A 26,752-nucleotide genomic window follows, 5' to 3' on the forward strand; every position below is an offset into this window, starting at 1 on the left:
TCGTCCCGGTGAGCGGTCAGGCCAGTCGGCGCAGCGCCGCGTCGAGCGTCCGGCGCAGCCGGAGCGCGTCCGGGGCGACCGCCGTGACCAGGACTGCGGGGCCCGCGAGCGGCGTGAGCGCGGCGGTCCCGGCCTCGTCGAGGACGGCGGCGGCCGGTCGGTCGGTGCCGAACTCGGGCCGGACCACGACGAGTTGTCCGAGGGCCCGGTGTCCGGCCAGGACGGCGGGGCCGTCCCAGCCGCCGGGGGCCCCGGGGCCGCAGGCGAGTTCCTGGTCGAGCAGCGGGCGTCCGGCGTGGTGGACGGTCAGCCGGCTGGTGAGCCTACCCGGCTCCTCCCCCGTCCGGCCGAGCACCTGCTCCTCGCGCAGCACGAGGCGGGCGCCGGGGGCGAGGTCGGCGCGGGTGGTGACGCGCAGCTCGCTGCCGCCCGCGGAGATCAACTGCTCGGGCAGCCAGTCGAGTCGGGCGCCGTCCGCGACGGTGAGCCGGACGTCGTAGCGGGCCTCGCCCTTGGCCTGTCCGGGCAGGGCGAGGGTGGCGGCGACCGAGCCGACGTGCAGGCGGGCGCCCTCGTCGGCGTGCGCCTCGACGGTGAAGTGGTCGCCGCCGAGCGGGCCGCTCATGGCGCCGACGAGCATGACCCGGGCCTCGGCGGCGGCCACGGCGCGGGTGCGGCGGAGCGCGAACGACCCCTCGCTCTCCAGGACGGGCAGCGCGGTGCCGCCCCGTCCGTCGCCGCGGGCCGCGATCCGCGCGCTGGACCGGACGCCCGCCGCCGCCCCGGTCACCGTCACGCCGTCCACGCGGCGAGCCGGGCGCGCACCCAGGCCGCGACGTCGCCGACGCCGGCCTCCGAGCGCAGCGACTGGAGCACGACCGGGAGGTCGCCGCGCTGCTCCTTGGCGTCGGCGGCCATCCGGGCGAGGTCGGAGCCGACGTACGGGGCGAGGTCGGTCTTGTTGATGACGAGCAGGTCGGCGGTGGTGACGCCGGGGCCGCCCTTGCGCGGGATGTCGTCGCCGCCCGCGACGTCGATCACGAAGACCTGCGCGTCGACGAGGCCCTTGGAGAAGGTGGCGGTGAGGTTGTCGCCGCCGGACTCGACAAGGATCAGGTCGAGCGGTCCGAGGTCGTCCTCCAGGTCCTCCACCGCTTCGAGGTTGGCGGAGATGTCGTCGCGGATCGCGGTGTGCGGGCAGGCGCCGGTCTCCACGGCGGTGATCCGCTCGGGCGGCAGGACGGCCTCGCGGAGCAGGAACTCGGCGTCCTCGCGGGTGTAGATGTCGTTCGTGACGACGGCGAGGGAGAGCTGGTCGCGCAGGGCACGGCAGAGCGCGGCGACGGTCGCGGTCTTGCCGGACCCGACGGGGCCGCCCAGGCCGATGCGCAGGGCGCGGCGGGTGCCGTCGGGGCGGTGGGCGTCGGCGGAGACGGCGGCGGGGCCGTCGTGGGAGTGGTCGAGGTGCATGGTGGTACGGCTCCAGTGTCGTGGGGGTAAGGACGGTCGGCCCGGGCGGACGCGGACCTCAGGACGCGAACAGCCGCACGGGCCAGGCGGCGTGCGCCTCCGCGCCGATCTCCAGCAGCGGCGCGGATCCGGCGGGCAGCGCGTCGGCCCCGAGGTCGACGGCCCGGCTCGCCGCGTCCACGGCGTCCCGCACGACCAGGTCGACCTCGGGCGCGAGCCGCGCGAGCACGCCGGTCGCGTCGAACGGGTCGAGGCTCAGCAGCCGCACGACGGCGGTCGCGGGCCCGCTGACGCTTTCGTACGCGGAGCAGTACGCGGCGTCCTCGGGGCCGAGCCCGGCCGCGCGGGCGGCCAGGCCGAGCACGACGGGCTGGTGCGCCCCCTTGGGGAACTGCCGCGCCAGGGCTTCGAGTTCGGGGTGCGGCCAGGTGGTGCGGGCGGCCCGCATCAGCTGCCGCCCGAGCTTGCGCGCGGCCACGCGCAGGGCGGCGGAAGGGGTGCGGGCGTCGGCCGCCCCGTCGAGGGCGACGGGGTCGACACCGAGCGCCGCGGCGGCGGCGAGGGCGGCCGACACCGCGCCGCTGGTGTGCAGACGGCCCCGGCAGAACTCTGCCAGGCCGGCCGCGCCGGTGATGCGTCCGGCCTTGACCGCGGCCTCCGCCCCGCCGGAGTGGGCGTGCCCTCCGGCGGGGAAGCGTCCGTCGGCCAGGACGAGCAGTGCTGCGCGCGTCATGGGACTCGTACGCCGATCAGAACAGGAAGTACCGCTGGGCGAGCGGCAGTTCGGCGGCCGGGGCGGGTTCGACGAGCTCGCCGTCGATGGTCACCGCGAACGAGTCGGGGGCGACCTCGACGCGCGGCAGCGTGTCGTTGTTGACCATGTCGGCCTTGCTGCGGCCGCGGGTCGACCGGATCGGCACGAAGGCCCGGTCGAGCCCGAGCCGGTCCGCGAGTCCGTCCTCGATCGCCGTCTCCGTCACGAAGTTGAGGGAGTTGGCGGCGGGCGCCTTCCCGTACGCGCCGAACATGGGGCGCGGCAGGACGGGCTGCGGGGTGGGAATCGAGGCGTTGGCGTCGCCCATCTGCGCGTACGCGATCTGCCCTCCCTTGAGGACGACCTGCGGTTTCACGCCGAAGAACTTGGGGTCCCACAGCACCAGGTCGGCGAGCTTGCCGGTCTCGACGGAGCCGACCTCGTGCTCGATGCCCTGGGCGATCGCCGCGTTGATCGTGTACTTGGCGACGTAGCGGCGGGCGCGGGCGTTGTCGGCGCGGACGTCGCCCGGCAGGAGGCCGCGGCGGCGCTTCATCACGTGGGCGGTCTGCCAGGTCCGCATGATGACCTCGCCGATCCGGCCCATGGCCTGGGAGTCCGACGACATGATCGAGATGGCGCCCATGTCGTGCAGGATGTCCTCGGCCGCGATGGTGGTGGGCCGGATGCGGGACTCGGCGAAGGCGAGGTCCTCGGGGACGGCGGGGTTGAGGTGGTGGCAGACCATCAGCATGTCGAGGTGTTCCTCGACGGTGTTGACGGTGTGCGGCCGGGTCGGGTTGGTCGAGCTCGGCAGCATGTTGGGCAGCTGCACGGCGGTGATCATGTCGGGGGCGTGGCCGCCGCCCGCGCCCTCGACGTGGAAGGCGTGCAGGGTGCGGCCGCCGACGGCGTCGAAGGTGTCCTGGACGAAGCCGGCCTCGTTCAGCGTGTCGGTGTGCACGGCCAGCTGGGCGCCGGACTCCTCGCACACGTCGAGGCACGCGGAGATCACGGCGGGGGTGGCGCCCCAGTCCTCGTGGATCTTGAACCCGCAGACGCCCGCGCGCAGTTGGTCCCGCATGGACGGCTTCGACATGGTGTTGCCCTTGCCGAGGAAGCCGATGTTGACGGGGCTGTTCTCCATCGCGGCGAACATCCGGGCGAGGTGCCAGGAGCCGGGGGTGATGGTCGTCGCCTTGGTGCCCTCGGCGGGGCCCGTCCCGCCGCCCACCAGGGTGGTCACGCCGGAGGCGAGCGCCTCGTCGACGATGGTCGGCGAGATGAAGTGGATGTGGGTGTCGATGCCGCCCGCGGTGAGGATCTTCCCGTTGCCCGCGAGGACTTCGGTCTCCGGTCCGATGACGAGGTCGGGGTGGACGCCGTCCATGGTGTCGGGGTTGCCGGCCTTGCCGATGCCGGTGATGCGGCCGTCGCGGATGCCGACGTCGGCCTTGACGACGCCCCAGTGGTCGATGATCAGGGCACCGGTGACGACGGTGTCCGGGGTGCCCTCGGCGCGCGTGGCGCGGGACTGGCCCATGGACTCGCGGATGACCTTGCCGCCGCCGAACACGGCCTCGTCGCCGGAGCGTCCGGGGCCGCCGGAGCGGTCCTCCTCGATCTCGACGAGCAGGTCGGTGTCGGCGAGGCGGATCCGGTCGCCGGTGGTGGGGCCGAACAGGTCGGCGTAGGCGGCGCGGGACAGCTCAGGCATCGAGGGCACCTCCGGTCTCGCCGCGCAGGCCGACGACGACGCGGTTGCCCGCGAGGGGGACGAGTTCGACGTCGACGGGGATGCCGGGTTCGAAGCGGACGGCGGTGCCCGCCGCGATGTTGAGCCGGCGGCCGCGGGCGGCGGCGCGGTCGAGGTCGAGGCCGGGGTTGGCCTCGGCGAAGTGGTAGTGGGAGCCGACCTGGATGGGGCGGTCGGCGGCGTTGAGCACCGTCATGCGTATGACGTCGCGGCCCTCGTTGTACACGACCGGTTCGTCGGCGAAGAGGATCTCTCCGGGAATCATGGCTGCCGCTCTCCCGTCAGACGATCGGCTCGTGGACGGTGACGAGCTTGGTGCCGTCCGGGAAGGTCGCCTCGACCTGGACGTCGTGGATCATCTCGGGGATGCCCTCCATGACGTCGTCGCGGGTGAGCACCTTGCGTCCGGAGGCCATGAGTTCGGCGACGGTGCGGCCGTCGCGCGCGCCTTCGAGGATGTGCGAGGTGAGCAGCGCGATCGCCTCGGGGTGGTTGAGCCGAAGACCCCTGGCCCGGCGCTTCTCGGCCACGTCGGCGGCCACATGGATGAGCAGTCTCTCCTGCTCGTGCGGGGTCAGCTGCACGGTCCCACCTCACAGTCCTTCGACCCGGGCCGTGCGGGGCCCGGCTGCCGCGGCCACCGCGACGGATATAGATGTAACACACAACGAGTGCACATGATCTTGTGCACCCCGGCTACAAAAACCCCTGGTGGCGTGGGGCGCAGGGTAGTTGGGCGGAGTTTCAACGACGTTAACCGATGCTTGACCGCCGCATTGCCGCGCGCTGACCCGATCAAGACCCGGCGGGGTCCCCCATGCTCATCAGGCCGCGCAGTCCGACCTGGAGCGTCTCGACCGGGAGTTCACCGAAGAGCGCCTGCTGGGCCGCGAACCCCTGGACGGCGGCGATCATCGTGCGGGCGACCGCGTCCGGGTCCAGATCGGCGCGCATCATCCCGGCCTCCTGGTACCCCTTCACGATCTCGACCCAGGCGTCCCGGACCTTGGCGTACCCCTCGTGGAGCACGGTCGCGAGCCCCTCGTTGCGCAGCGTCTCCGTCCACACCTGCACCATCAGACGGGGGAAGTAGAAGACCCCGTCGACCTGGAGCGCCGGTCTCGACCGGAGCATCTGCCCGAGCACCGTGCCCACGAGTTCGTGCGGCGGCGGGGGCGACGGCTCCTTGCCGACGGCCTCGAACGCGGCCCTGACGTCGTCGAGCACCTCCGTGACGATGGCCTGGATCAGCTCGTCCTTGCCCCGGAAGTACCGGTAGACCGCCCCTGCGGACAGGTCCACCTCCTTGAGGACGTCCTGCATCGAGGTGGCGTGGAAGCCGTTCCGGGCGAAGCAGAGCGCGGCGCCGTCCATGATCTGGCGGCGGCGGGCGTCGAGGTGCTGCTGGGATACGCGGGCCATGGTTCTCAAAGTAAAACGAACATTCCTTCTTGACAAGATTCCGCGACGGCGTGACAGTGAGGCCATCAAGCAAAACGAACGATCCTTCTTTTTAGCTCCTCGGAGGACCCCATGTCCGCCACGCCGCCCACGCCCGACACTCCCCGCACCCCGGCCGCACCCCGGCACGGCCGCAACATGCTGGTCGTGGCGCTGCTCGTCCCGCTGCTGTCGGCGCTGGCCCTCTGGGCCTTCGCCTGGCCCGCCGCCCGGACGGCGCCGCGCGACCTGCCGCTGGGCGTCGCGGGACCCGCCTCCGCCACCGCACCCCTGGAGCACGGACTCCGGGCGAAGGAAGGGGCGTTCGAGATCCACCGGTACGCGGACGAGGCGGCCGCACGGGCCGCGATCGAGGACCGGACCGTGTACGGAGCGGTGGTGGCCGGACCCGGCGGGCCGACGCTGCTGACCGCGTCGGCGGCGGGGCCCGTCGTGGCGCAGCTGCTGCAGCAGGCCGTGACGGCGCAGGCGCCGGACGCGGTGCAGGTGCGGACGGTGGACGTCGTGCCGGCGCCGGCCGCGGATCCCCGTGGCGCCGTGCTGGGTTCGAGCGCGCTGCCGCTGGCGATCGCGGGCATCGCGGGCGGTTCGATCGTCACGCTGCTGCGGCTGCGCGGGGTGCGGGCGGTGGGCGCGCTGCTCGCCGCGTCCGCGGTGGTCGGCGTCGTGGTGGCCGCCCTGGCACACAGCTGGCTCGGGGCACTGACCGGCAACTGGTGGGCGGAGGCGGGAGTCCTCGGCCTCTCCTCGCTCGCCGTGGGGGCGACGGTCGCCGGACTCGCGGCGCTGCTCGGCCCGGCGGGCATCGGCGTGGGCGCGCTCCTGATGGTGCTGCTCGGCAACCCGTTCTCCGGGATGACCTCGGCGCCCCAGCTGCTGCCCGAACCGGCCGGATTCCTCGGCCAGTTGCTGCCGCCGGGCGCCGGGGGCTCGCTGCTGCGCTCGGTCGCCTACTTCGACGGGGCGCGGGCCGCGGCGCCCGCGCTGACCCTCGCCGTGTGGGTGGCGCTCGGCCTCACGGCCGTCCTGCTCGGCGGCCTGCGCGGGCGGCGGACGCGCCCCGAGCCCGCCCGCGCGCCGGCGCGGACCCCGCAGCCCGTGGGCTGACAGCTCCCGCGCCCGGACCGACCGTGCACCCCCGCTGTAGCGGACGGGGGTGCACGGTCCTTTTGCGCGTAGAACCGGGTCGCCGGACCGTCAGCGGACCTCGGGGCCGCGGTGCTCGGCGGCGATGCCGAACCGCTGCCGTTCGCCCGGAGCGGACGTCAGGCCGCCGATCCTCGACACGGCACTGATCACCGGCTCCTCGACCGGGTCGCCCGCCGACTCCCCGAGCGCCTCCAGTCGTTCCAGGTCAGCGGCCGAGACAAGGGCGACGAGGGGCTTGCCGTGCCGGGTGACGACCACGCGCTCGCCGCCGTACACCACGCGGTTGATCAATTCGGCGAGCTCAGCCCTGGCTTGCGTCACCGGAATCTCGTAGGCCATGCTCACCATCGTACGTCATGTACGTCCTGTACATTTTTTACAGGGACGGCTTCCCGGCCCGCCCGGGCACCGTCATGAGCACAGGAGGCGCGAGCACCATGACCCGTCCGTCCGGCCGTTACGTCCTGCCCGAGTTCACCGAGCGCACCTCGTCGGGGCAGCGCACCCTCGATCCGTACTCGAAGCTGCTGGAGGAGCGGATCGTCTTCCTAGGCACCCCGATCGACGACACGTCGGCCAACGACGTGATGGCGCAGTTCATGCACCTCGAGTACCTGGCGCCCGACCAGGACATCTCGCTGTACATCAACTCCCCCGGCGGCTCGTTCAGCGCGATGACGGCGATCTACGACACGATGCAGTTCGTCAGCTGCGAGGTGGAGACGACGTGTCTGGGGCAGGCCGCCTCGGTCTCCGCGGTGCTGCTCGCGGCGGGCGCGCCGGGGAAGCGGATGATGCTGCCCGGGTCGCGGGTGGTGCTCGACCAGCCCGCGCTGCCGGAGCCGGCGCAGGGGCAGCCGACCGATCTGGAGATCTACGCGCGCGAGATGGTGCGCATGCGCGAGCAGGTGGAGGAACTGCTCGCCCGGCACTCCACCAGGTCCCGGGCGCAGATCAGCGACGCCATCGAGCGGGACACCGTACTGACCTCCCAGCAGGCCCTGGAGTACGGCCTGGTGGACCACGTCCTGCAGAACCGCAAGGCGTCGGCGAGCACGCCGGGCACGAGGTGAGGCGCCGATGTATCCACCCGAACCACCGCCCCTGCCCGCACTGACCCGCGCCGAGTGCGAGCTCGTGGACAGCTATCTGGCCGTGGTCGATCTGATCGCGCGGATCAATCCGGCGCGCGGCGACGACACCTACCGGGGCCTGCGGGCGGCGCAGGCGCTCGTCAGCCGGGCGACGGCCCTGCGGGACGCCCTGACGCTGATGCACCAGCGCGGCGAGCACGAGGTGCACGCGACAACCCTCGCACGGGCTTTGCGCGTCCTTGACGGAGAGAGGCGAACACAGAGGGTCACTTTGCCGCCAGAAGTGGTCAGTTGAGGTCGACGAGAGTTGAGGTGTGCTCGCGCGACGACCGACCCGTCTGTGCCGGGATCGAAACGGCCCAGACGGTGTACCCCCGAACGGCGTAGACGTTCGTCCTCCATGAAGCCCGCCGGAGTTGCGTCACGGCTGTACGCGACCACCGGAATTTGATGTTCCGTCGCTGGTACGAGCGTCGTCGGGCGTCGCGGCCGGGCACCGAAAGCCGCACTGTCCACCTGAACGGGTCAAGCGTGAGGAGCCTCACTTACCGCCGGTTCAGCTCGGTTTTCTCGACATCCGTGCGTGAAGATCCCTTCCGACGACAAGCCCCCGCCGCCGCGGCGGGGCGGTCCGTGCGGACGCCGAGTCCTGCCGCCGCCCGGATGCCAGGTCGACAGAAGTGCATCGGCAGGAGTGGAGGACCCAGGCACGACGGTCCACCGGAGCAGCCGTTCCGAGTGGTCCTTGGGGTGAAGCCGCCGCGAGCGGCCGGGCATCTTCGCCGGCCCGAACCCGACAGGTCATCCTTCGCAGGCGGCTGACGAAGGGTTGCGCATGACTGCGCTCAATCGTGTCCCCTCGCTGCTGACCCGGGCCGGAACCGCTTCGGCCCTGACCCTCGCCGTCGCGGGAGCCGGGCTCATGGTCCCCGGCGCCGCGGCCGAGGCATCGGCGGCCACGTCCGCGACCAAGGCACTCCAGGTCGCGGCCTCCAAGAAGGGATCGCCGTACAAGTGGGGCGCCACGGGGCCGCACCGGTTCGACTGCTCGGGCCTGACGCTCTACTCGTTCAAGCGGGCGGGCAAGAAGCTGCCCCGTACCGCCGCGCAGCAGTACAACAAGACCCGTCATGTCTCCGTACACAGCCGCAAGCGCGGTGACCTGGTGTTCTTCCACTCGGGCCGGAGCGTCTACCACGTCGGGATCTACGCCGGTAAGGGCCGGATCTGGCACTCCCCGAAGACCGGGGACGTGGTGCGACTGCAGAAGATCTGGACGAAGAGCGTCTGGTACGGCCGGGTGCGCTGATCCGCACCGCCGCTGCCGCAGAACCGCCCGTGGGGACGGGCCGGGCGCCAGGCCCGTCCCCATGCGCCGCGAACGGTCCCGATTGAGATCGTCCCGGCTGGATACCCGTGCGGCATGAAGGAGCGCAACGAGACGCCCCTGGAACGGGCGGACCGGAACTTCAGTGAGCTGCTGCAGGAACTCCGGGTCATCCAGACCGGGGTGCAGTTCCTGTTCGCCTTCTTGTTGACGCTCGCGTTCACGTCGCGCTTCCCGTCCCTGGACACCGTGCAGCGCGCCACGTACGTGACGACCCTGCTGCTCGCTGTGCTGGCGGCCGCCCTGCTCATGGCGCCCGCCGCCGTGCACCGCGTGCTGTTCCAGATGGGTGCGAAGCGGGAGCTGGTGCAGATCTCGTCGCGGCTGGCCGGCTACGGGATGGCGGCGCTGGTGCTCGCGCTGACCGGTTCGGTGCTGCTGGTGGTCGATGTGACGCTCGACCGGGGCAGCGGCATCGCGGCGGCTGCGGGCACGTTCGTCGTGTGTGCGGGGCTGTGGGCGGTGCTGCCCTGGCTGCTGCGGCGCTCGCTGGTCACGCGAAGAGCGGTTCCAGAAGAAGAACGAGAGCCAGCAGGACCAGGGCGCTCCCGGTGACGCCCTCCACGGCGCGGGCGGTGCGCGGCCTGCGCAGCCACCGGCCGAGCCGGTCCACGAGCAGGGCCACGGTCGGGAACCAGAGCAGGGCGAGCGCCACGACGACGGCCGACAGCACGGCCGTCCGCGGCAGGGCCGGGCTGCCCGCGGGCACGAACTGCGGCAGCACGCTCAAGAAGGTGATGGGCGCCTTCGGGTTGAGCGTGTTCGTCAGGAAGCCCTGGCGCAGCGCGCCGCCCGCCGGGGCCCGCGCCGCGTCGACGGCGGCCTCGGCCCGCTCCCCCAGCGGTCGCAGCGCCGACTGGAGCGTGCGCACCCCCAAATACAGCACATAGGCGCCGCCCGCGAGTTGCAGTGCGTGGAAGAGCGTGGGCACCGCGGTGAGGACGGCCGCGACGCCGGCGACCGCGAGCGCGGTGTGGACGAGGAGTCCCCCGGCGACCCCGAGCGCGCAGGCCACTCCGGCGCGGCGGGAGACGAGCGAGTTGCGTACGACGACGGTGAAGTCGGCGCCCGGCAGCGCCACCATGCCCGCGGCGACGCCCGTGAAGGCGACCAGTTGAGCGTCCATGGACGCCAGCCTGCCCGAACCCGGCCTTCAGCAGGTATGTGGAATATTCTGAGTCTGCCTGAAGCAATGCTTAACCCTTTGGCGATCCTGTGTCGCCCGGTGGCCGGAGGCCGACATGTACGACCCGACGCGGCTCGCCGCGCTGGTGGCGGTCTCCGAGGCCGGTTCGATCACCCGGGCCGCGCAGCGGCTGGGGTTCACGGTGCCCGCCCTGTCGCAGCAGCTGGCGAAGCTGGAACGGGAGGCCGGGGCGGCGCTGCTCGTGCGGCACCACCGGGGCGCCCGGCTGACAGGGGCGGGCGAGGTCCTGGTGGCGGCGGCCCGCCGGGTGCTCGACGAGATGGACCGGGCCCGGCACGAACTGGCGCGGGTGGCCGGGCTGTCGGGCGGGCGGTTGCGGGTCGGGACGTTCACCACGGCGGGGATGCATCTGCTGCCGCCCGCGCTCACCGCGTTCCGCCGGGCGCACCCGGAGGTGGAGCTGGCCGTCGCGGGGTACGAGCCGCCGCTCGGGATCGCGGCCGTGGCCGACGGCACGGTGGACGTCGCGCTCACCCACGCCTACGACCCGGCGGAACCGGTGCCGGTGCCCGCGTCCGTGGTCCAGGAGCCGGTGCTCGTCGATGAGTTGGTCCTGGTGACGGCGCCCGGGCATGCGCTGACCGCGGGGACGGCGGGCACGGTCCGGCTGCCGCTCGGTGAGCTCGCGGGGCAGCCGCTGATCAGCATGGCGCCGACGCATCCGCCGCGCCAGGGCGTCGAGTCGGCGCTGGCGAAGGCCGGGGCGACCCCGTCCGTCCTGGTGGAGACGCCCGGCTATGCGCTGGTGTGCGCGCTGGTGAGCGCCGGTCTCGGGGTGGCGGTGGTGCCGGAGATGGTGGCGCGGACGTCGGCGACGCCGGTCGGCGTACGGCAGTTGGCACCCGGGAACCTGCGGCGCACGATCTCGCTGGTGCACCGGTCGGACGAGACGAACCCGGCCGTGGACAGCTTCCGGGCGCTGGTGCGCGGGACGTTCGGCCGGGCCGGCGGTTGACGGGACGTCGCCGAGCCGAGTTGGCGGATGACGGGACGTCGCGGAGCCGAGCCGGCGGATGACGGGACGTCAGCAGGCGGGCGCCGCGCGGCCGTTGTCGCCGTTCAGGCGGGTGATCCAGGGCAGCGCGATCCACACGGTCTTGCCGCCCTCGGGTGTCGGGGCGACCGAGAGTCTGCCGCCGCACTCCGCGGTGAGGCAGCGGATGATGACCATGCCCCGGCCGTTGTCCTGCTGGACGGCGGCGGGCAGCCGCTTGGGGTAGCGGGGATGACTGTCGGTGACGCCGATGCGCAGCTGCTCGTCGCGCTCCAGCTCCACGTCGACGGTGAAGGTGGGTGACTGACCGAGGGTGTGCTGCACGGCGTTCGTCGCGAGTTCGGAGACGATGAGACGGACGACGTCCGCGGTGTCGGTGTCGCCCGGCATGCCCCACTCCGCCAGTACATGGGTGACGTAGGCACGGGCGGCGGAGACCGAGGCGGGATCGCTCGGCAGCGTGACGGATGCTTCCTGGTGGTCTGCCATGGCGACGTCGTCCCTTTCCCGCCGGGGCCGGTTGTCCGCCTGCGGCGGATCGCTTCACGCGCGGCCCCCGACTACTGCTTCGCGCCAGAGTGCCACTTGGACACCCCTCTATGGTGCCGATCCCTCAAGATATGCATATATCTGTCGCTCGAAGCGGTGAACTCTGCGACGGTAGACCGTATTTGGGCGAGCGCACGCCGGTTCCTCTACCGTCTGCTCAGGAGCTACCCCGTGCGGGTCGGGAAGGAGCCCGGTCCGAGGCCTGAGGCGCCCGAGGAGTCAGAAATGAAGTACGGTCCCGCGGTCCGCCGCCGCAAGCTCGGTTCCGAACTGCGCGCGCTGCGCGTCAAGGCCGGGCTCACCAGTGGTGAGGCAGCCCGGCTCGTCGGCTGGCATCAGTCGAAGGTGAGCCGGATCGAGACAGGGCGCAGTGGCGTGAAGCCGTCGGACGTCCTGCTGCTGCTCGACGCGTTCGACACCCAGGACCCCCAACTGCGCGAGCTGGTGGTCGCGTTGGCGGGCGCGGAGGATGCCGGTGGGCATCATTGGTGGCATGCGTATCGGGGGCTTTTGCCGCCCTCGTACCGAGATTTCATCAGTCTGGAGTCGCAGGCGTGTCAGATCCGCACGCTGGAGACGAGCGTGGTGCCCGGTCTGTTGCAGACGCCCGAATACGCGCGAGCGGTGACGCGTTCGGTACTGGACGGAATGTCGGAACGGCATATCGAGGCACTCGTGGAAGTGCGCCTGGCACGCCAGAGCGTGCTGCAGGCCGACCCTCCGCTGCAGCTCAGCGTGGTTCTCGACGAGGCGGTGCTGCGCCGCGACGTGGGTGGACCAGGCGTCCGGCAAAGGCAGTTGGCACATTTGGCCGAGGCGGCCGAGATGTCGCATGTCCGGATTCAGGTGCTTCCGTTCTCGGCCGGTGGCCACATCGGACTCACAGGTCCTTTCGTTGTGTTCTCATTTCCGAACACAACTGATCTGGATGTGGTTGTTCTCGACCATTTGACGAGTAGCCTCTACCTCGAGCGGAAAGAAGACCTCAAGGCGTACACAGACGCCTTCGACGCTCTTGCGCTCCATGCACTTTCGCCCGAGAAATCATTGGAATTCATCACACAGGTCGCCGGGTGGACGAGGACGCCGACGCCCCGTCGCGCCCCGGTGACGCGTGAGGAGGCACCATGAATGCACTGCCTCGGCCCGTGCCATCCGTTCCGTGCAGCACCTCGCTGAGCGGCGCGGTGTGGCGGCGCAGCAGCCGCAGCACCGGCGCCAACAACTGCGTCGAGACGGCCCCCTTGAGCTCGGGGCACGTCACCGGTCTGCTCGCCGTCCGTGACTCGAAGAACACCGCGGGGCCCGCCCTGCTGTTCCACTCCACCGCCTGGGAAGGCTTCGTCAGCTCCCTGCGGTGACCGCTCCGTCCGGAGCGGTGCGGCTGATCGCCCGTACGGCCTCGACGAGTTGTTCGTCGGTGAGGTCGGCGCGGGCGGTCAGCCGCAGCCGCGAGATGCCGTCCGGCACGGACGGCGGACGGAAGCAGCCCACCGACAGCCCGTTCGCCCGGCACCGCGCGGCCCAGCCCACCACCGCGTCCGGCGAGGGGGCCCGTACGGAGACCACGGCGGCATCGGGGCGCACGGCCGACAGGCCCGCCTCCGTGAGCAGCCGGTGCAGCGTCGCCGCGACCTCACGGGCCCGCGCGGCCCGCTCGGGCTCGGCGCGCAGCAGCCGCAGGGCGCCCAGCGCCGCTCCGGCGGCGGCCGGGGCGAGACCGGTGTCGAAGATGAACGTACGGGCCGCGTTGACGAGGTGGTCGATGACGGCCGCGGGACCGAGGACCGCGCCGCCCTGACTCCCGAAGGACTTGGACAGGGTGACGGTGACGACGGTGTCGGCCGCGCCCGCGAGACCCGCCGCGTGCGGGGCGCCGCGCCCGCCGGCGCCGAGAACGCCCAGGCCGTGCGCGTCGTCGACGATCAGCCCGGCCCCGAACTCCCTTGCCGCAGAAGCGAGTTCACCCAGTGGCGCCTGGTCGCCGTCCACCGAGAAGACCGTGTCGGAGACGACGACGGCCGGTCCCTCATGGGTGCCGAGCGCCTTGCGGACGGCCTCGGGGTCCGCGTGCGGCACGACCTGCGTGGTGCCGCGGGCGAGCCGGCAGCCGTCGATCAGGGAGGCGTGGTTGCCCGCGTCGGACACGATCAGCGAGCCGTGCGGGGCGAGCGCGGTGACGGCGGCCAGGTTCGCCGCGTAGCCGGACGACAGCACGAGCGCGGACTCGGCGCCGCAGAACTCCGCCAGTTCCCGCTCCAGACGGGTGTGCAACTGAGTGGTGCCGGTGACCAGACGCGACCCGGTCGCACCGCCGCCCCACGTCCGTGCGGCCCCGGCGGCGGCCTCGACGACCTCGGGGTGCCGGGCCAGACCCAGATAGTCGTTGCTCGCGAGATCGAGCAACGGGGAGTCGGCGGGGCGCGGGCGCAGGGTGCGCACGAGACCGGCGGACTCACGGGCGTCGCGCTGCTCGTCGAGCCAGCCGAACGCACGGGTGTGGGCTGTGGCCATGACTCCCTCGGTTTGTAGGTAACGCACAGACCCTAGCCGGGCCGCCACAAGGTCATGGTGTGGCAATACCCACACGTCGAACGCCGTCCTTTGTACGAAGTCTCCTTTCGCGAGGGCCTGTCCATAGGCAAGGATCTGACGCCATGGACCTGCTGAACACGCTGGTGGACAAGGGGCTTCGGCGCGAACTGCCGAGCCGTGAAGAGGCGCTCGCCGTGCTGGCGACGACGGACGACGAACTGCTCGACGTGGTGGCCGCGGCCGGCAAGGTGCGCCGCCAGTGGTTCGGACGCCGGGTGAAGCTCAACTATCTGGTGAACCTCAAGTCGGGTCTGTGCCCGGAGGACTGCTCGTACTGCTCGCAGCGGCTCGGTTCGAAGGCGGAGATCCTCAAGTACACCTGGCTCAAGCCGGACGACGCGTCGAAGGCCGCGGCCGCCGGTGTCGCGGGCGGCGCCAAGCGGGTGTGTCTCGTGGCGAGCGGGCGCGGCCCGACGGACAAGGACGTCGACCGGGTCGCTCAGACCATCGACGCGATCAAGTCGCAGAACGAGGGCGTCGAGGTGTGCGCGTGCCTGGGGCTGCTCTCCGACGGGCAGGCCGAGCGGCTGCGCGGGGCGGGCGCGGACGCGTACAACCACAACCTGAACACGTCCGAGGCCACGTACGGCGACATCACCACGACGCACACGTATGCGGACCGGGTCGACACCGTGCAGAAGGCGCACGCGGCCGGGCTCTCGGCCTGTTCGGGGCTGATCGCGGGCATGGGCGAGAGCGACGCGGATCTGGTCGACGTGGTGTTCGGGCTGCGTGAGCTGGACCCGGACTCGGTTCCGGTCAACTTCCTCATCCCGTTCGAGGGCACTCCGCTGGCCAAGGAGTGGAACCTGACCCCCCAGCGCTGCCTGCGGATTCTGGCCATGGTCAGGTTCGTCTGCCCCGACGTCGAGGTGCGGATCGCGGGGGGCCGCGAGGTGCACCTGCGCTCGATGCAGCCGCTGGCCCTGCACATCGCCAACTCCATCTTCCTGGGCGACTACCTGACCAGTGAGGGCCAGGCGGGCCGGGCGGACCTGGACATGATCGCGGACGCCGGTTTCGAGGTGGAGGGCACCGATCAGGTGACGCTGCCCGAGCACCGCTCCGACGCGGCGGGCTGCGCGTCGGAGGGCGGCTCGGCGTGCGGGTCGGAGTCGGGTTCGGTGTGCGGGTCCGCTTCCGGGTCCCCCGAGGCGCCCGAGGCGCGGACCGATCTCGTCGCCGTGCGGCGCCGCGGTGCGGGGACGGATCTCGCCCCCAATGCCTGATCCGCACGTCGAGGAACTGATCGCGCTCGACCGGCAGCACGTCTGGCATCCGTACGGGCCGATGCCCGGCCGGCAGGACCCCCTGGTCGTCGAGTCGGCGGCCGGGGTGCGGCTGCGCGTCGCCGGGCACGGCGAGCTGGTGGACGGCATGTCGTCCTGGTGGTCGGCGATCCACGGCTACAACCACCCGGTGCTGAACGAGGCGGCCCGCGACCAGCTGGACCGGATGAGTCACGTGATGTTCGGCGGGCTCACGCACGAGCCCGCCGTCCGGCTGTCGAAGCGCCTTGTCGACATGTCGCCGGACGGTCTCGAGCACGTGTTCCTGGCCGACTCGGGGTCGGTGTCCGTCGAGGTCGCCCTGAAGATGTGCCTGCAGTACTGGCGCTCGCTGGGCCGTCCCGAGAAGCGCCGGATGCTGACGTGGCGCGGCGGCTACCACGGGGACACCTGGCAGCCGATGTCCGTGTGCGACCCCGAGGGCGGTATGCACCAGTTGTGGTCGGGCGTCCTCCAGGAGCAGGTCTTCGCGGACGCGCCGCCCGGTGCGTACGAGGAGGGGTACGCGGAACACCTTCGGGAGCTGGTCGCGCGGCACGCGCACGAGCTGGCCGCGGTCGTCGTGGAGCCCGTGGTGCAGGGCGCGGGCGGCATGCGCTTCCACTCCCCCGCGTACCTGCGGGTGCTGCGGGAGGCGTGCGACGCGCACGACGTCCTCCTCGTGTTCGACGAGATCGCGACGGGGTTCGGGCGCACGGGGGCGCTGTTCGCCGCCGAGCACGCCGGGGTGACCCCCGACGTGATGTGCGTCGGGAAGGCGCTGACCGGCGGCTATCTGACGATGGCGGCGACGCTGTGCACGGCCCGGGTCGCCGACGGGATCTCCCGCGGCGAGGTGCCGGTGCTCGCGCACGGGCCGACGTTCATGGGCAATCCGCTGGCCGCCGCGGTGGCCTGCGCGTCCATCGACCTGCTGCTCGCGCAGGACTGGCGGGCGGAGGTCAAGCGGATCGAGGCCGGATTGCGGGACGGGCTGGCGCCGGCCGTGGACGCCCCGGGGGTCAGGGACGTACGGGTGCTCGGCGCGATCGGTGTCGTCCAGCTCGACCACGAGGTCGACGTGGCGGCGGCGACCCGGGCCGCGGTCGCGGAGGGCGTGTGGCTGCGCCCGTTCCGCGATCTCGTCTACACGATGCCGCCGTACATCACCGGCGACGAGGACCTGGCACGGATCGGGCGTGCGGTGTGCGCCGCCGCCCGGAAGGGGTGAACAGCGGTGGGGACGACGCGTGACGGGCAGGTCCTGGTGGTCACCGGGACCGGCACCGAGATCGGGAAGACCGTGACCACGGCGGCGATCGCCGCGGTGGCGGTGCGGGCCGGACGGTCGGTGGCCGTGCTCAAGCCGGCCCAGACCGGGGTCGCGCCGGACGAGCCCGGTGATGTCGACGAGGTGGTGCGGCTCGCGGGAGACGCCGTGACGCCCCTCGAACTGGGCCGGTTCCCCGAGCCGCTCGCGCCCGGCACCGCCGCGGCGCGGGCCGGCCTCGCGCCGGTGCGGCCCGCGCAGGTCGCCGAGGCCGCCGAGAAGCTGGCCGCCTCGCACGACCTGGTCCTGGTGGAGGGCGCGGGCGGGCTGCTCGTGCACCTCGACGCGGAGGGGGCGACGCTGGCGGACGCGGCGCGGCTGCTGGGGGCGCCGGTGCTCGTGGTGGCGCAGGCGGGCCTCGGCACGCTGAACTCCGTCCAGTTGACGGCGGAGGCGCTGCGCGCGCGGGGGCTCGGCCAGGCGGGCGTGGTGATCGGCAGCTGGCCCCGGCAGCCCGGACTCGCGGAGCGGTGCAACGTGGCCGATCTGCCCGTGGTGGCGGGCGCCGGCCTGCTGGGGGCGATTCCGGCCGGGGCCGGGGAGCTGGCGGTGGCCGGTTTTCGCACCTCCGCCGGGGGCTGGCTGGGGCCGGAGCTCGGTGGCGTGTGGGACGGTGCGGAATTTGCGCGAGGGGTCGCCTAGGGCCTGTCTCCCAGGTCCCTCCGTCCGCCCGAAGGGCGGGCCCTGCGGCGTCCGGTGCGTGCTCTCGGCGTGCCGGGCTCAAGGTCTCGTACTGGACGTACTCGGCCTTGCGCCCGGTGCGGCGAGAGCGCGTGCCAGGCGTCGTGGGGCAGGAGGGATCTGGGAGACAGGCCCCAGGCGGCGTACCGGGTGGGCGACGGATCGTCGTGGTTTCCGGTCGGGAGGCCGTGCGCGGGGAAGACTCGGGGTAACCGTCGGTCTCACTGAGGAGGGTTCCCATGGTGGGGCGTCCCCTGTCACCTCTGTCACCCCGTAAGGGCTCCGCACGGCGCCCGGCCAAGGATGCGGTGCACCATCCGCTCTTCGCCCGGTTCTACGCCCGGTTCAGCGTGCGCGCCGAGCCGGTGATGGCTCCCGTGCGGACCGAGTTGCTCGCCGGGCTGTCCGGGCGGGTGCTGGAGGTCGGCGCGGGCAACGGGCTGAACTTCGGGTACTACCCGCGCACCGTGTCCGAGGTCGTCGCGATCGAACCGGAGCGCGGGCTGCGCCAGTTGGCGGTCGACGCGGCGCAGCGGGCGGACGTCCCGGTCGACGTGGTGCCGGGTGCCGCGGAGGCGCTGCCGGTGAAGAGCGAGGGGTTCGACGCCGTGGTGCTCTGCATCGTGCTGTGCAGCGTGCGGGACGTGGAGCGAGCGCTGGGCGAGGTGCGGCGGGTCCTGCGGCCCGGCGGCGAGCTGCGGTTCTTCGAGCACGGGCAGGCACCGGGGCGCGGGATGCGGGGCTTCCAGTCGGCGCTGGACCGGACCGTGTGGCCGCGCGCCTTCGGCGGATGTCACGTGGGACGCGACGCGCTGGGCTCCCTGCGGGACGCCGGGTTCGAACTGGGCGCGTACCGGCGGCTGTTGGTGCCGGAGCGCGGGGTGCGCCTGCCCACGTCGTACTGCGTCATCGGGGCCGCGCGGCGGCCGGAGCTCAGCACGTAGGGTTCACCGGCTCCACTTGCGCAGTTCCTTCTCGATGTCGTGGACCGTGGCGCCGCCGTCCTTGACCAGCCGGGCCAGCTCCCGCACCTGCTCGGGGGAGATGACCACCTTGAGGCCGCTGGCGACCAGGTAGGCGTAGGCCACCGCGGAGGCGTACATCGCGTTCGAGCGCTCCAGCGCCGGTACGTGGATGAGGAGTTGGAGCAGCGCCGCGGCACGGGCGTGCGGGGTGTCGTAGACCGGGATCTCGAATATCTGCGCGGTGTGCCGGGAGACGGCGGCCACCAGGGCGCCCCAGTCCGTGACCTGCGGGTCGCCCGGGGTCTTCTGCTCGGCGACCATGAGCAGCCACGCGAGGTCGATGTCGATGTGCGGTTCACTCAACGGGGCGGCGCCGGCCTTCCCTGTCCGTACCGAACTCTTCCGCGAAGACCGCCTCGTACTGCTTCATGAAGTCGGCGGCCGCGTCGACGAACGTCCGGCCGAGCTCGCCGGCGTCCCGTCTGACCAGCTCCTCGATGTACCGGTTCACGCTCATGCCGCGGGCGAGTGCGCGCTCCTTCGCGGCGCGGGCGGTGTCCTCGTCCACGCGCACGTTCAGCTGGGTCTTCGCCATGACCTCACGCTAGCGCCGATGCGCTAGCACCCGCAAGGCGGGCCGGCCCGGCTATCCTCGACTTCGACCTGATGCACAACTGACTTACGGCGTAAGGGAGTTGGGGTGGGGGATGCGGATGTGGTCACGGGTGTGGTCGCGGCCCGGGCCAGGGGTCTGACCAAGGCGTACGGGTCCGGGGAGACCCAGGTCCTCGCGCTCGACGCGGTGGACGTGGAGATCGCCCGGGGACGGTTCACCGCGGTGATGGGGCCTTCGGGCTCGGGGAAGTCCACGCTGATGCACTGCCTCGCCGGGCTCGACACGGTGTCGGCGGGACAGGTGTGGCTGGGTGACACGGAGATCACGGGGCTGAAGGAGCGGGAGCTGACCCGGCTGCGGCGCGACCGCGTGGGCTTCATGTTCCAGTCCTTCAACCTCATCCCGACGCTGAACGCCGCCGAGAACATCACGCTGCCGATGGACATCGCGGGCAAGTCGCCGGACCGGGCGTGGCTGGAGAAGGTCATCGACACGCTGGGACTGCGGGACCGGCTCAAGCACCGGCCGGCCCAGCTGTCGGGCGGCCAGCAGCAGCGGGTCGCGTGCGCCCGGGCGCTGGCGGCCAGGCCCGAGCTGATCTTCGCGGACGAACCGACCGGGAACCTGGACTCACGGGCCGGCCTGGAGGTGCTGGGCTTCCTGCGCGAGGCCGTCGACGACCTGGGGCAGACCGTGGTGATGGTGACGCACGATCCGGGCGCCGCGGCCCACGCCGACCTGGTCCTCTTCCTCGGCGACGGGCGCCTGGTGGACGAGATGCGGGAGCCGACCGCGGAGGCGGTCCTGGAGCGCATGAAGCGGTTCGACGTCGTGCGCGGCGCCATCGGCGACCAGCCCTCGCCGCGGACGTAGCCATGCTGAAGGCGACGCTCAGGAGCTTCCTCGCGCACAAGGGACGCCTCGTCCTGTCGGGCCTCGCCGTGGTCCTCTCGGTGGCGTTCGTGGCGGGCAGCCTGATCTTCTCGGACACCGTGGCCCGCACCTTCGACCGGCTCTTCGCGTCGACGTCGGCGGACGTCCGGGTGAGTCCGAAGGAGGACGACTTCGACGAGTCGATCCCGTCCGGCGACGTGCGGACGCTGCCCGCGTCACTGGCGTCCCGGATCGACCGGGTCGACGGGGTCGCCGCCACGCACATCGACGCCGAGGTCGAGAACATCACGGTGGTCGACCGGCACAACGACTCGGTCGGCCCGACGACGGGCGCGCCGACCATCGCCACCAACTGGGCGCCCACCGACCGCAGTCCGGTCCGGCTGACGTCCGGGCACGCGCCGCGCGGCGACGGCCAGGCGCTCCTCGACGCCGACACCGCGGACAAGAAGCACGTGCGGGTCGGCGACCAGCTCACCGTCCTGGCCGGGCCCGGCTCGTTCGAGGTCGAGATCGTGGGCATCGCGACCTTCCGTACGACGAACCCGGGCGCGGCGCTGGTCTTCCTGGACACGGACACCGCGCAGCGCAGACTGCTCGGCGGTCCCGGGCGGGCCACGAGCATCTCGGTCGACGCGGCGTCGGGGGTCAGCGACGCCGCGCTCAAGCGGAACATCGGCCAAGTCCTGGGCAGCTCCTACGACTTGAAGACGGCCGACGAGGACGCGAAGTCGGCCGCGGAGGACCTGGGCGGATTCCTCGACATCATCAAGTACGTGATGCTGGGCTTCGCGGGCATCGCCGTGCTCGTCGGGGTGTTCCTCATCGTCAACACGTTCTCGATGCTGATCGCCCAGCGGACCAGGGAGTTGGGGCTGCTGCGGGCGCTCGGTGCGGACCGGCGGCAGGTGCGGCGGTCCGTCCTGACGGAGGCGGTGCTGCTCGGGTTCGTCAGTTCCGCGGTCGGGCTGGGTCTCGGGATCGGGCTCGCGGCGGGGCTCATCAAGCTCATGGGCGTCTTCGGGATGAACCTCAAGTCCACGGAGATGGTGGTCGGCTGGGGCACGCCCGTCGCCGCCTTCGTGGTCGGGGTCGGGGTGACGTTCGTGGCGGCCTACCTGCCGTCGCGGCGGGCGGCCCGGGTCTCCCCCATGGCGGCACTGGCCGATGCGGAGATCGCCGGTGTGGGGCGGCCGTTGCGGGTGCGGGCCCTCGTCGGAGGGCTCCTCGCGGCCGCCGGGGCCGCCGCGCTCCTCGGCTGCGCCGCCGCGACGCGGACCGCTACGGCGAGTTCCCTGCTCGTGCTCGGCATCGTGCTGACGCTGATCGCCACGGTCGTCGCGGGCCCGCTGCTCGTCCGACCCGTCATCCGGGTCCTGGGCGCCGCGTTCCCGGCCCTGTTCGGGTCGGTCGGGCGGATGAGCCAGCGCAACGCGCTGCGCAACCCGCGTCGTACCGGCGCCACCGCGGCCGCCCTGATGGTGGGGCTCGCGCTGGTCGCGGGCATGTCGGTGGCGAGCGCGTCCATGAGCACGTCGTTCGACGACCAGATCGACGAGACGCTCGGCGCCGACTTCACCGTGCAGAACGCCAACTTCGTGCCGTTCCCGCAGGAGGTCACCGAGAAGATCAACGACACCGACGGCGTCGGTCTCGTCGTGCGCCAGCGGTTCACCGCGCTCGCCGTGCGGCTGCCGGACGGCGACCGGGTCAGGACGACCGCAGCCGGGTGGGACGCGCGGCTGGACGACGTCGCCCACGTCACGTACGCACAGGGCACCAGTGCGCAGGCGCTCGCGCCCGGACACATCGCGCTGCAGAAGGAGTTCGCGGACGACCACGAGGTGCGCATGGGCAGCGTGCTCCCGGTGGAGTTCCCCGGCGGGCGGCGCGCGTCGCTCACCGTGGGCGCGCTCACCGACCGGGAGACCAACGACTTCGGGATGCGCGGCGGCTTCTTCGTCGGCCTGTCCACCCTGGTGACGTACGTGCCCGGCGGCCAGGACTCGGCGGTCTACGTGAACGCGGCGTCCGGCACCTCCGCCGACACCCTGCGGGCGCGGCTGGAGAAGTCCCTCGATCCGTACCCGCAGGTGCAGGTGCGCGACCTCGCCGACTACAAGGCCCTGGTCCACGACCAGATCGCGGTGCTGCTGTACCTGGTGTACGCGCTCCTCGGCCTGGCGATCGTCATCGCGGTCCTGGGCGTCGTCAACACCCTTGCCCTGTCGGTCGTGGAGCGCACCCGGGAGATCGGTCTGCTGCGGGCGATCGGGCTCGCGCGGCGGCAGCTGCGGCGGATGATCCGTCTCGAATCCGTGGTGATCGCCGTGTTCGGCGCGGTCCTCGGACTGGCGCTCGGCCTGGTGTGGGGCGTGGCGGCGCAGCAGGTCCTCGCCCTGGAGGGCATGAAGGCGCTGGCGATCCCGTGGCCGACGATCGTGGCGGTCGTGGTCGGTTCGGTGGTCGTGGGGCTCGCCGCGGCCCTGCTTCCCGCGCTGCGGGCGTCGCGGCTGAACGTGCTGGCGGCCATCGCTCACGAGTGATGGGATGGGGCGGCCGGACACTCCGTCCGACCGCCCCAAGTCGCCCGCACGTGAGGAGAGTTCATGACCCGCCCGTTCCGTTTCGGCGTCAATCTCATCGCTCCTTCGCCCGGCGACGCGTGGCGCGCCAAGTGCCGCAGGGCGGAGGAGCTGGGCTTCGACGTGATCTCCGTGGCCGACCACCTGGGCATGCCGTCGCCGTTCCCAGCCCTGGTGGCGGCGGCCGAGGCGACGACCCGGCCGCGCCTCGGCACGTTCGTGCTCAACTGCGCGTTCTGGAACCCGGTGCTGCTCGCCCGCGAGGTGGCGACCGCCGTCGCACTGACCGACGGCCGGCTCGAACTGGGCCTCGGCACCGGATACGTGCGTGCGGAGTTCGAGCAGGCAGGCGTCGAGTGGGGCACGCCGGGCAGCCGGGTGGACCGGCTCCTGCACACCGTGGAGGAGCTGGAGCGGCTGCTGCCCTCGTCCGGGCCGGGCTCGCGGCCGCCGCTGCTGATCGGCGGGAACGGGGACCGGATGCTGCGGATCGTCGCCGAGCACGCCGACATCGCCGCGTTCGTCGGCGCGCGCCCGGCCCCCGAGCTGCCCAGCGGCCTCTTCCCGCTGTCGGCCGAGGAGCTGGACGGGCGGGTGGCCGCGTACCGGAAGTTCGCCGCGGACCGGGCCGAGCCCGCCGAGCGGAACCTGCTCGTCCAGCTGGTGGACGTCACCGACGATCCGGCGGCCTCGGCGCGGCCCTGGCTGGAGCGCATGCCGACCCTCACCGAGCAGGACGTCCTGGACTCACCGCTCGTCCTGGTCGGCAGCGTCGAGCAGATCGCCCGGCGGCTGATCGAGCAGCGGGAGCGGTTCGGGTTCTCGTACATCACCGTCCTGGAGCCGCACATGGAGGTCCTCGCGCCGGTCATCGAGGAGCTGCGCGGGCGGTGACCGTCCGGCATGTGGAATTCGGCGGCGGACGACGGCCGACCGGTGATGGGATCGGGCCATGAGCGATCTTCGTATCCGGTCCGCCGCACCCACCGACCTCGACGCCGTGCTGGCGTTCTGGAAGACGGCCGCGGAGGGCACGAGCATCAGCGACGACCGGGCGGGCGTCGAGCGCCTGGTCGCGAGGGACCCCGAGGCCCTGCTGCTCGCCGAGCGCGACGGCGAGCTGCTCGGCACGGTCGTCGCGGGCTTCGACGGCTGGCGCTGCCACCTGTACCGGCTCGCGGTGCGCCCCGACGCCCGACGGCAGGGCATCGGATCCGCGCTGCTGACGGCCGCCGAGGAGCGGTTCGTGGCGCTCGGCGGGCGGCGCGGCGACGCGATGGTCCTGGACCGCAACGAGCGGGCGCACCACGCGTGGCAGGCGGCGGGGTACGCGCGCCAGCCGCAGTGGAGCCGCTGGGTGAAGCACCTGCTCGACGACTGAGCGGACCCCGGCGGCGCCCCGGGCGAGGAGGGGGCGCGGGACCGGTAAGGAAAACCGCTTTGCCGACCCTTTACCATGGGTGGGTCACTCGTAATTTCTGCGAAAGGTGTGAGCGTCCGCCCATGGGCGAGCCCCCCAGTACCCGGTCCGTCCCCCTGCGCGGCTCCCGCGAGCGCGCGTCCGCCCCACCCCTGGCCGATCATGGGACGGAGGTGACGACCCGATGACCGAAGTGCTTCTGCTCGCCGTCGCAGTGCTTCTCTCGCTGGCCTGCGGCGCCTTCGTCGCGGCGGAGTTCTCGCTCACGACCGTCGAGCGCAGCGATCTCGAACAGGCGGTCGAGCGCGGTGAGCGCGGCGCGTCCAGCGCCCTGAAGGCCGTACGGAACCTGACGTTCCAGCTGTCCGGTGCCCAGCTCGGCATCACCGTCACCAATCTGGTCGTCGGCATGCTCGCCGAGCCGTCCATCGGCAAGCTCATCGCGGGCCCCCTCGAAGCGATCGGCGTCCCCGATTCGGCGTCGTCGTCGGTCGCGCTGGTCATCGGCACCGCCCTGTCGACCGTGTTCCTGATGGTCGTCGGCGAGCTGGTGCCGAAGAACTGGGCGATCTCGTCGCCGCTGGCCGTCTCCAAGCGGGTGGCGACGCCGCAGCGCTGGTTCAGCGCGGCGTTCCGCCCGTTCATCACCCACCTGAACAACACGGCGAACCGTCTCGTGCGCCGGTTCGGCATCGAGCCGACCGAGGAGCTGGCCTCCGCGCGCGGCCCGCAGGAGCTCATGGCGCTCGCCCGGCACTCCGCCAAGGAGGGTGCCCTGGAGGCGGACACCGCCGAGCTGTTCGTCCGGACGCTGAACCTGGCCGACCTGACCGCGGAGAACGTGATGACGCCGCGCGTCCAGGTCATGGCCCTCGACGTGCAGGCGACCTGCGAGGACGTGGCGAACGCGACCCGGGCCACCGGCCTCTCCCGGTTCCCCGTCTACCGCGGCAACCTCGACACCGTCGTCGGCATCGTGCACATCAAGGACGTGCTCGCCGTGCCCGACCGGCAGCGCCCCCGCAAGGGCGTGGCCGACCTGCTGCGCGAGCCGCTGCTCGTCCCCGAGTCGCTGACCGTGGAGCGGCTGCTCGACCGGCTGTCCGGGAAGCGCACGATGGCCGTGGTCATCGACGAGTACGGCGGCACCGCCGGCGTCGCCACCCTGGAGGACATCGTCGAGGAGGTCGTCGGCGAGGTGCGGGACGAGCACGACCCGCACGAGACGCCCGACATCGCGCCGGCCGGTGCCGACGAGCAGGGCCGCGCCCTGTTCTCGGCGGACGGCGCCGCCCGCACCGACCAGCTGGCCCGCGTCGGACTGCGCGCGCCCGACGGCCCGTACGAGACGCTCGCCGGGCTCGTCGCGACCGAGCTGGGCCGGATCCCGGACGTCGGCGACAGCGTCGAGGTCACCGGCTGGCGGCTCGACGTCGTGGACGCGCACGGCCACCGTGCCGCCCGCGTCCTGCTGCACGCCCCGCTGACCGACAGCGCCACCCCGGAGGAGGCCCGATGACCGCGATCCAGCTTCTGATCGGCCTGGCGACCCTCGTCGTCAACGCCTTCTTCGTGGGCGCCGAGTTCGCCCTGATCTCGGTGCGCCGCAGCCAGATCGAACCGCACGCCGAGGACGGCGACCGCCGGGCCCGCAGCGTCCTGTGGGGCCTGCAGCACGTGTCCGCGCTGCTCGCCGCCGCGCAGCTCGGCATCACGCTGTGCACGCTGGTCCTCGGCATCGTGGCCGAGCCGGCGATCGCGCACCTGCTGGAGCCGGTCTTCGACGGCGTCGGCGTGCCGCACGGCCTGGTCCACCCGATCTCGTTCGTGATCGCGCTGACCGTGGCGACGTATCTGCACATGCTGCTCGGCGAGATGGTGCCGAAGAACATCGCGCTCGCCGAGCCGGTGCGCTCCGCGCTGCTCCTCGGCCCGCCGCTGGTGGCCCTGGCGCGCGCCCTGCGCCCGGTGATCTTCACGATCAACGCCTTCGCGAACACGCTGCTCAAGCTGCTCCGCGTCGAGGTCAAGGACGAGGTCGCGGCGACGTTCTCGGACGACGAACTGGCCCGGATGGTCAAGGACTCCTCGGACGCCGGGCTGATCAACGACCGGGCCCAGGAGCGGCTGCACGACGCGCTCGAACTGGGCCGCCGCCCGGTGAAGGAGATCGTCCTGCCGCTGGAGAAGGTCGTCTACGCGCGCGTGGGCGTGACCCCCGAGCAGCTGGAGCGGCTCTCCGCCGAGTCCGGCTTCTCCCGCTTCCCCGTGGTGGACGAGGGCCGGCGCATCGTCGGCTATCTGCACGTGAAGGACGCGCTGGACGCGATGCCGCGCGATCTGCCGTTCCGGGTGCCGGACATGCGCTCCATCGCGCGGGTGCGGGAGACGACGCCGCTGGACGACGTCCTGACGGCGATGCGCGGCAGCCGTACGCACGTGGCCGCGGTGCTCGGCTCGGACGGCCGGCTCGCCGGTCTGGTGACCATGGAGGACGTGCTGCGGGAGCTGTTCGGGCTACCCGTCTGAGGCAAATCCGAGGCAGCTCCGAGGCAACTCCGAAGCGGCAGGGGGCAA

General features: G+C 72.3%; 31 protein-coding genes and 1 riboswitch. Of the genes, 18 read left to right on the top strand and 13 right to left on the bottom strand.

What is annotated here, in order from left to right:
• Nucleotides 1–16: 16 nt before the first annotated feature.
• From RBJ77_RS00550 to RBJ77_RS00580, 7 genes are all read right to left on the bottom strand, one after another.
• Nucleotides 17–790, bottom strand: coding sequence for an urease accessory protein UreD (locus RBJ77_RS00550; protein ID WP_372343264.1), 774 nt, complete (start codon nt 788–790; stop codon nt 17–19).
• 2 nt (nt 791–792) lie between these two features.
• Complete coding sequence (ureG, locus tag RBJ77_RS00555) at nt 793–1,470, bottom strand: urease accessory protein UreG (protein WP_372343118.1); 678 nt, start codon at nt 1,468–1,470, stop codon at nt 793–795.
• A gap of 58 nt (nt 1,471–1,528) precedes the next feature.
• Nucleotides 1,529–2,203, bottom strand: a complete 675-nt coding sequence (locus RBJ77_RS00560; RefSeq protein ID WP_372343119.1) for an urease accessory protein UreF — start codon at nt 2,201–2,203, stop codon at nt 1,529–1,531.
• A 16-nt stretch (nt 2,204–2,219) separates the two neighbouring features.
• Nucleotides 2,220–3,941 (bottom strand): urease subunit alpha, encoded by a 1,722-nt coding sequence (locus RBJ77_RS00565; protein ID WP_372343120.1) that lies wholly within the window; start codon nt 3,939–3,941, stop codon nt 2,220–2,222.
• Complete coding sequence (locus tag RBJ77_RS00570; protein WP_372343121.1) at nt 3,934–4,245, bottom strand: urease subunit beta; 312 nt, start codon at nt 4,243–4,245, stop codon at nt 3,934–3,936. Before RBJ77_RS00570 ends, RBJ77_RS00565 begins: the two co-directional genes overlap by 8 nt.
• Before the next feature lie 16 nt (nt 4,246–4,261).
• On the bottom strand, nt 4,262–4,564 hold the full coding sequence (locus RBJ77_RS00575) for an urease subunit gamma (protein ID WP_372343122.1): 303 nt from the start codon (nt 4,562–4,564) through the stop codon (nt 4,262–4,264).
• A 211-nt stretch (nt 4,565–4,775) separates the two neighbouring features.
• Nucleotides 4,776–5,402: a TetR/AcrR family transcriptional regulator gene (locus RBJ77_RS00580; protein WP_372343123.1), complete on the bottom strand. Its 627-nt coding sequence runs from the start codon at nt 5,400–5,402 to the stop codon at nt 4,776–4,778.
• A gap of 177 nt (nt 5,403–5,579) precedes the next feature.
• Here RBJ77_RS00580 and RBJ77_RS00585 point away from each other — a divergent pair, with 177 nt between their 5' ends.
• Nucleotides 5,580–6,548: an ABC transporter permease gene (locus tag RBJ77_RS00585; protein WP_372343265.1), complete on the top strand. Its 969-nt coding sequence runs from the start codon at nt 5,580–5,582 to the stop codon at nt 6,546–6,548.
• Between the two features lie 90 nt (nt 6,549–6,638).
• Here the strand turns inward: RBJ77_RS00585 and RBJ77_RS00590 are convergent, their stop codons facing one another.
• Nucleotides 6,639–6,929 carry a type II toxin-antitoxin system Phd/YefM family antitoxin gene (locus RBJ77_RS00590; RefSeq protein ID WP_372343124.1) on the bottom strand — a complete coding sequence of 97 codons (291 nt, stop codon included), beginning with the start codon at nt 6,927–6,929 and terminating at the stop codon, nt 6,639–6,641.
• Nucleotides 6,930–7,027: 98 nt separating this feature from the next.
• On the opposite strand from RBJ77_RS00590, the gene RBJ77_RS00595 reads away from it, so the two are divergent.
• The 4 genes from RBJ77_RS00595 (at nt 7,028) to RBJ77_RS00610 (ending at nt 9,626) form a co-directional block, all read left to right on the top strand.
• Entirely contained in the window at nt 7,028–7,663 is a 636-nt protein-coding gene (locus RBJ77_RS00595; protein ID WP_372343125.1) for an ATP-dependent Clp protease proteolytic subunit, read from the top strand.
• Nucleotides 7,664–7,670: 7 nt separating this feature from the next.
• Entirely contained in the window at nt 7,671–7,979 is a 309-nt protein-coding gene (locus tag RBJ77_RS00600; protein ID WP_372343126.1) for a hypothetical protein, read from the top strand.
• A gap of 367 nt (nt 7,980–8,346) precedes the next feature.
• Nucleotides 8,347–8,516: riboswitch (cyclic di-AMP (ydaO/yuaA leader) on the top strand.
• A gap of 3 nt (nt 8,517–8,519) precedes the next feature.
• Nucleotides 8,520–8,993, top strand: a complete 474-nt coding sequence (locus tag RBJ77_RS00605; RefSeq protein ID WP_255970953.1) for a C40 family peptidase — start codon at nt 8,520–8,522, stop codon at nt 8,991–8,993.
• 114 nt (nt 8,994–9,107) lie between these two features.
• The gene (locus tag RBJ77_RS00610; protein WP_372343127.1) at nt 9,108–9,626 is read left to right on the top strand and encodes a DUF6328 family protein; all 519 of its coding nucleotides are present in this window, start codon (nt 9,108–9,110) and stop codon (nt 9,624–9,626) included.
• On the opposite strand, the gene RBJ77_RS00615 is transcribed toward RBJ77_RS00610, so the two are convergent.
• The gene (locus RBJ77_RS00615) at nt 9,565–10,197 is read right to left on the bottom strand and encodes a LysE family translocator (RefSeq protein WP_372343128.1); all 633 of its coding nucleotides are present in this window, start codon (nt 10,195–10,197) and stop codon (nt 9,565–9,567) included. The two genes, RBJ77_RS00610 and RBJ77_RS00615, sit on opposite strands and share 62 nt — an antisense overlap.
• A gap of 115 nt (nt 10,198–10,312) precedes the next feature.
• Between RBJ77_RS00615 and RBJ77_RS00620 the strand changes: the two genes are divergently transcribed.
• Nucleotides 10,313–11,233: a LysR family transcriptional regulator gene (locus RBJ77_RS00620; RefSeq protein WP_372343129.1), complete on the top strand. Its 921-nt coding sequence runs from the start codon at nt 10,313–10,315 to the stop codon at nt 11,231–11,233.
• A gap of 69 nt (nt 11,234–11,302) precedes the next feature.
• Here RBJ77_RS00620 and RBJ77_RS00625 read toward each other — a convergent pair whose 3' ends face one another.
• Nucleotides 11,303–11,761, bottom strand: a complete 459-nt coding sequence (locus tag RBJ77_RS00625) for an ATP-binding protein (protein WP_372343130.1) — start codon at nt 11,759–11,761, stop codon at nt 11,303–11,305.
• A 285-nt stretch (nt 11,762–12,046) separates the two neighbouring features.
• Between RBJ77_RS00625 and RBJ77_RS00630 the strand changes: the two genes are divergently transcribed.
• On the top strand, nt 12,047–12,952 hold the full coding sequence (locus RBJ77_RS00630) for a helix-turn-helix domain-containing protein (protein WP_372343131.1): 906 nt from the start codon (nt 12,047–12,049) through the stop codon (nt 12,950–12,952).
• Nucleotides 12,949–13,182, top strand: a complete 234-nt coding sequence (locus RBJ77_RS00635; protein ID WP_372343132.1) for a DUF397 domain-containing protein — start codon at nt 12,949–12,951, stop codon at nt 13,180–13,182. Before RBJ77_RS00630 ends, RBJ77_RS00635 begins: the two co-directional genes overlap by 4 nt.
• Here the strand turns inward: RBJ77_RS00635 and RBJ77_RS00640 are convergent.
• Nucleotides 13,166–14,335 carry an 8-amino-7-oxononanoate synthase gene (locus RBJ77_RS00640; RefSeq protein ID WP_372343133.1) on the bottom strand — a complete coding sequence of 390 codons (1,170 nt, stop codon included), beginning with the start codon at nt 14,333–14,335 and terminating at the stop codon, nt 13,166–13,168. The genes RBJ77_RS00635 and RBJ77_RS00640 overlap by 17 nt on opposite strands.
• Before the next feature lie 143 nt (nt 14,336–14,478).
• On the opposite strand from RBJ77_RS00640, the gene bioB reads away from it, so the two are divergent.
• From bioB to RBJ77_RS00660, 4 genes are all read left to right on the top strand, one after another.
• The gene (gene bioB / locus RBJ77_RS00645) at nt 14,479–15,645 is read left to right on the top strand and encodes a biotin synthase BioB (RefSeq protein WP_372343134.1); all 1,167 of its coding nucleotides are present in this window, start codon (nt 14,479–14,481) and stop codon (nt 15,643–15,645) included.
• The gene (locus tag RBJ77_RS00650; protein ID WP_372343135.1) at nt 15,638–16,915 is read left to right on the top strand and encodes an adenosylmethionine--8-amino-7-oxononanoate transaminase; all 1,278 of its coding nucleotides are present in this window, start codon (nt 15,638–15,640) and stop codon (nt 16,913–16,915) included. Before bioB ends, RBJ77_RS00650 begins: the two co-directional genes overlap by 8 nt.
• Before the next feature lie 6 nt (nt 16,916–16,921).
• Nucleotides 16,922–17,656 (top strand): dethiobiotin synthase, encoded by a 735-nt coding sequence (gene bioD, locus RBJ77_RS00655; protein WP_372343136.1) that lies wholly within the window; start codon nt 16,922–16,924, stop codon nt 17,654–17,656.
• 278 nt (nt 17,657–17,934) lie between these two features.
• Entirely contained in the window at nt 17,935–18,639 is a 705-nt protein-coding gene (locus tag RBJ77_RS00660; RefSeq protein WP_372343137.1) for a class I SAM-dependent methyltransferase, read from the top strand.
• A 3-nt stretch (nt 18,640–18,642) separates the two neighbouring features.
• Here the strand turns inward: RBJ77_RS00660 and RBJ77_RS00665 are convergent, their stop codons facing one another.
• Together RBJ77_RS00665 and RBJ77_RS00670 are read right to left on the bottom strand one after the other, a co-directional pair.
• The gene (locus RBJ77_RS00665) at nt 18,643–18,981 is read right to left on the bottom strand and encodes a fic family toxin-antitoxin system, toxin component (protein ID WP_372343266.1); all 339 of its coding nucleotides are present in this window, start codon (nt 18,979–18,981) and stop codon (nt 18,643–18,645) included.
• Nucleotides 18,982–19,015: 34 nt separating this feature from the next.
• On the bottom strand, nt 19,016–19,255 hold the full coding sequence (locus RBJ77_RS00670; protein WP_372343138.1) for a toxin-antitoxin system HicB family antitoxin: 240 nt from the start codon (nt 19,253–19,255) through the stop codon (nt 19,016–19,018).
• Nucleotides 19,256–19,360: 105 nt separating this feature from the next.
• Here RBJ77_RS00670 and RBJ77_RS00675 point away from each other — a divergent pair, with 105 nt between their 5' ends.
• From RBJ77_RS00675 to RBJ77_RS00700, 6 genes are all read left to right on the top strand, one after another.
• Nucleotides 19,361–20,149, top strand: coding sequence for an ABC transporter ATP-binding protein (locus RBJ77_RS00675; protein ID WP_372343139.1), 789 nt, complete (start codon nt 19,361–19,363; stop codon nt 20,147–20,149).
• 2 nt (nt 20,150–20,151) lie between these two features.
• Nucleotides 20,152–22,716, top strand: a complete 2,565-nt coding sequence (locus RBJ77_RS00680) for an ABC transporter permease (protein ID WP_372343140.1) — start codon at nt 20,152–20,154, stop codon at nt 22,714–22,716.
• 63 nt (nt 22,717–22,779) lie between these two features.
• Complete coding sequence (locus RBJ77_RS00685) at nt 22,780–23,649, top strand: LLM class F420-dependent oxidoreductase (protein ID WP_372343141.1); 870 nt, start codon at nt 22,780–22,782, stop codon at nt 23,647–23,649.
• Between the two features lie 58 nt (nt 23,650–23,707).
• Nucleotides 23,708–24,136, top strand: coding sequence for a GNAT family N-acetyltransferase (locus RBJ77_RS00690; protein ID WP_372343142.1), 429 nt, complete (start codon nt 23,708–23,710; stop codon nt 24,134–24,136).
• Nucleotides 24,137–24,359: 223 nt separating this feature from the next.
• Nucleotides 24,360–25,694, top strand: a complete 1,335-nt coding sequence (locus RBJ77_RS00695; protein ID WP_372343143.1) for a hemolysin family protein — start codon at nt 24,360–24,362, stop codon at nt 25,692–25,694.
• Nucleotides 25,691–26,704 (top strand): hemolysin family protein, encoded by a 1,014-nt coding sequence (locus RBJ77_RS00700; RefSeq protein WP_372343144.1) that lies wholly within the window; start codon nt 25,691–25,693, stop codon nt 26,702–26,704. The genes RBJ77_RS00695 and RBJ77_RS00700 overlap by 4 nt, the downstream gene beginning before the upstream one ends.
• Nucleotides 26,705–26,752: the final 48 nt, after the last annotated feature.

This window comes from Streptomyces sp. KL116D (genome assembly GCF_030766975.1).
GTDB classification, from domain to species: domain Bacteria; phylum Actinomycetota; class Actinomycetes; order Streptomycetales; family Streptomycetaceae; genus Streptomyces; species Streptomyces longispororuber_A.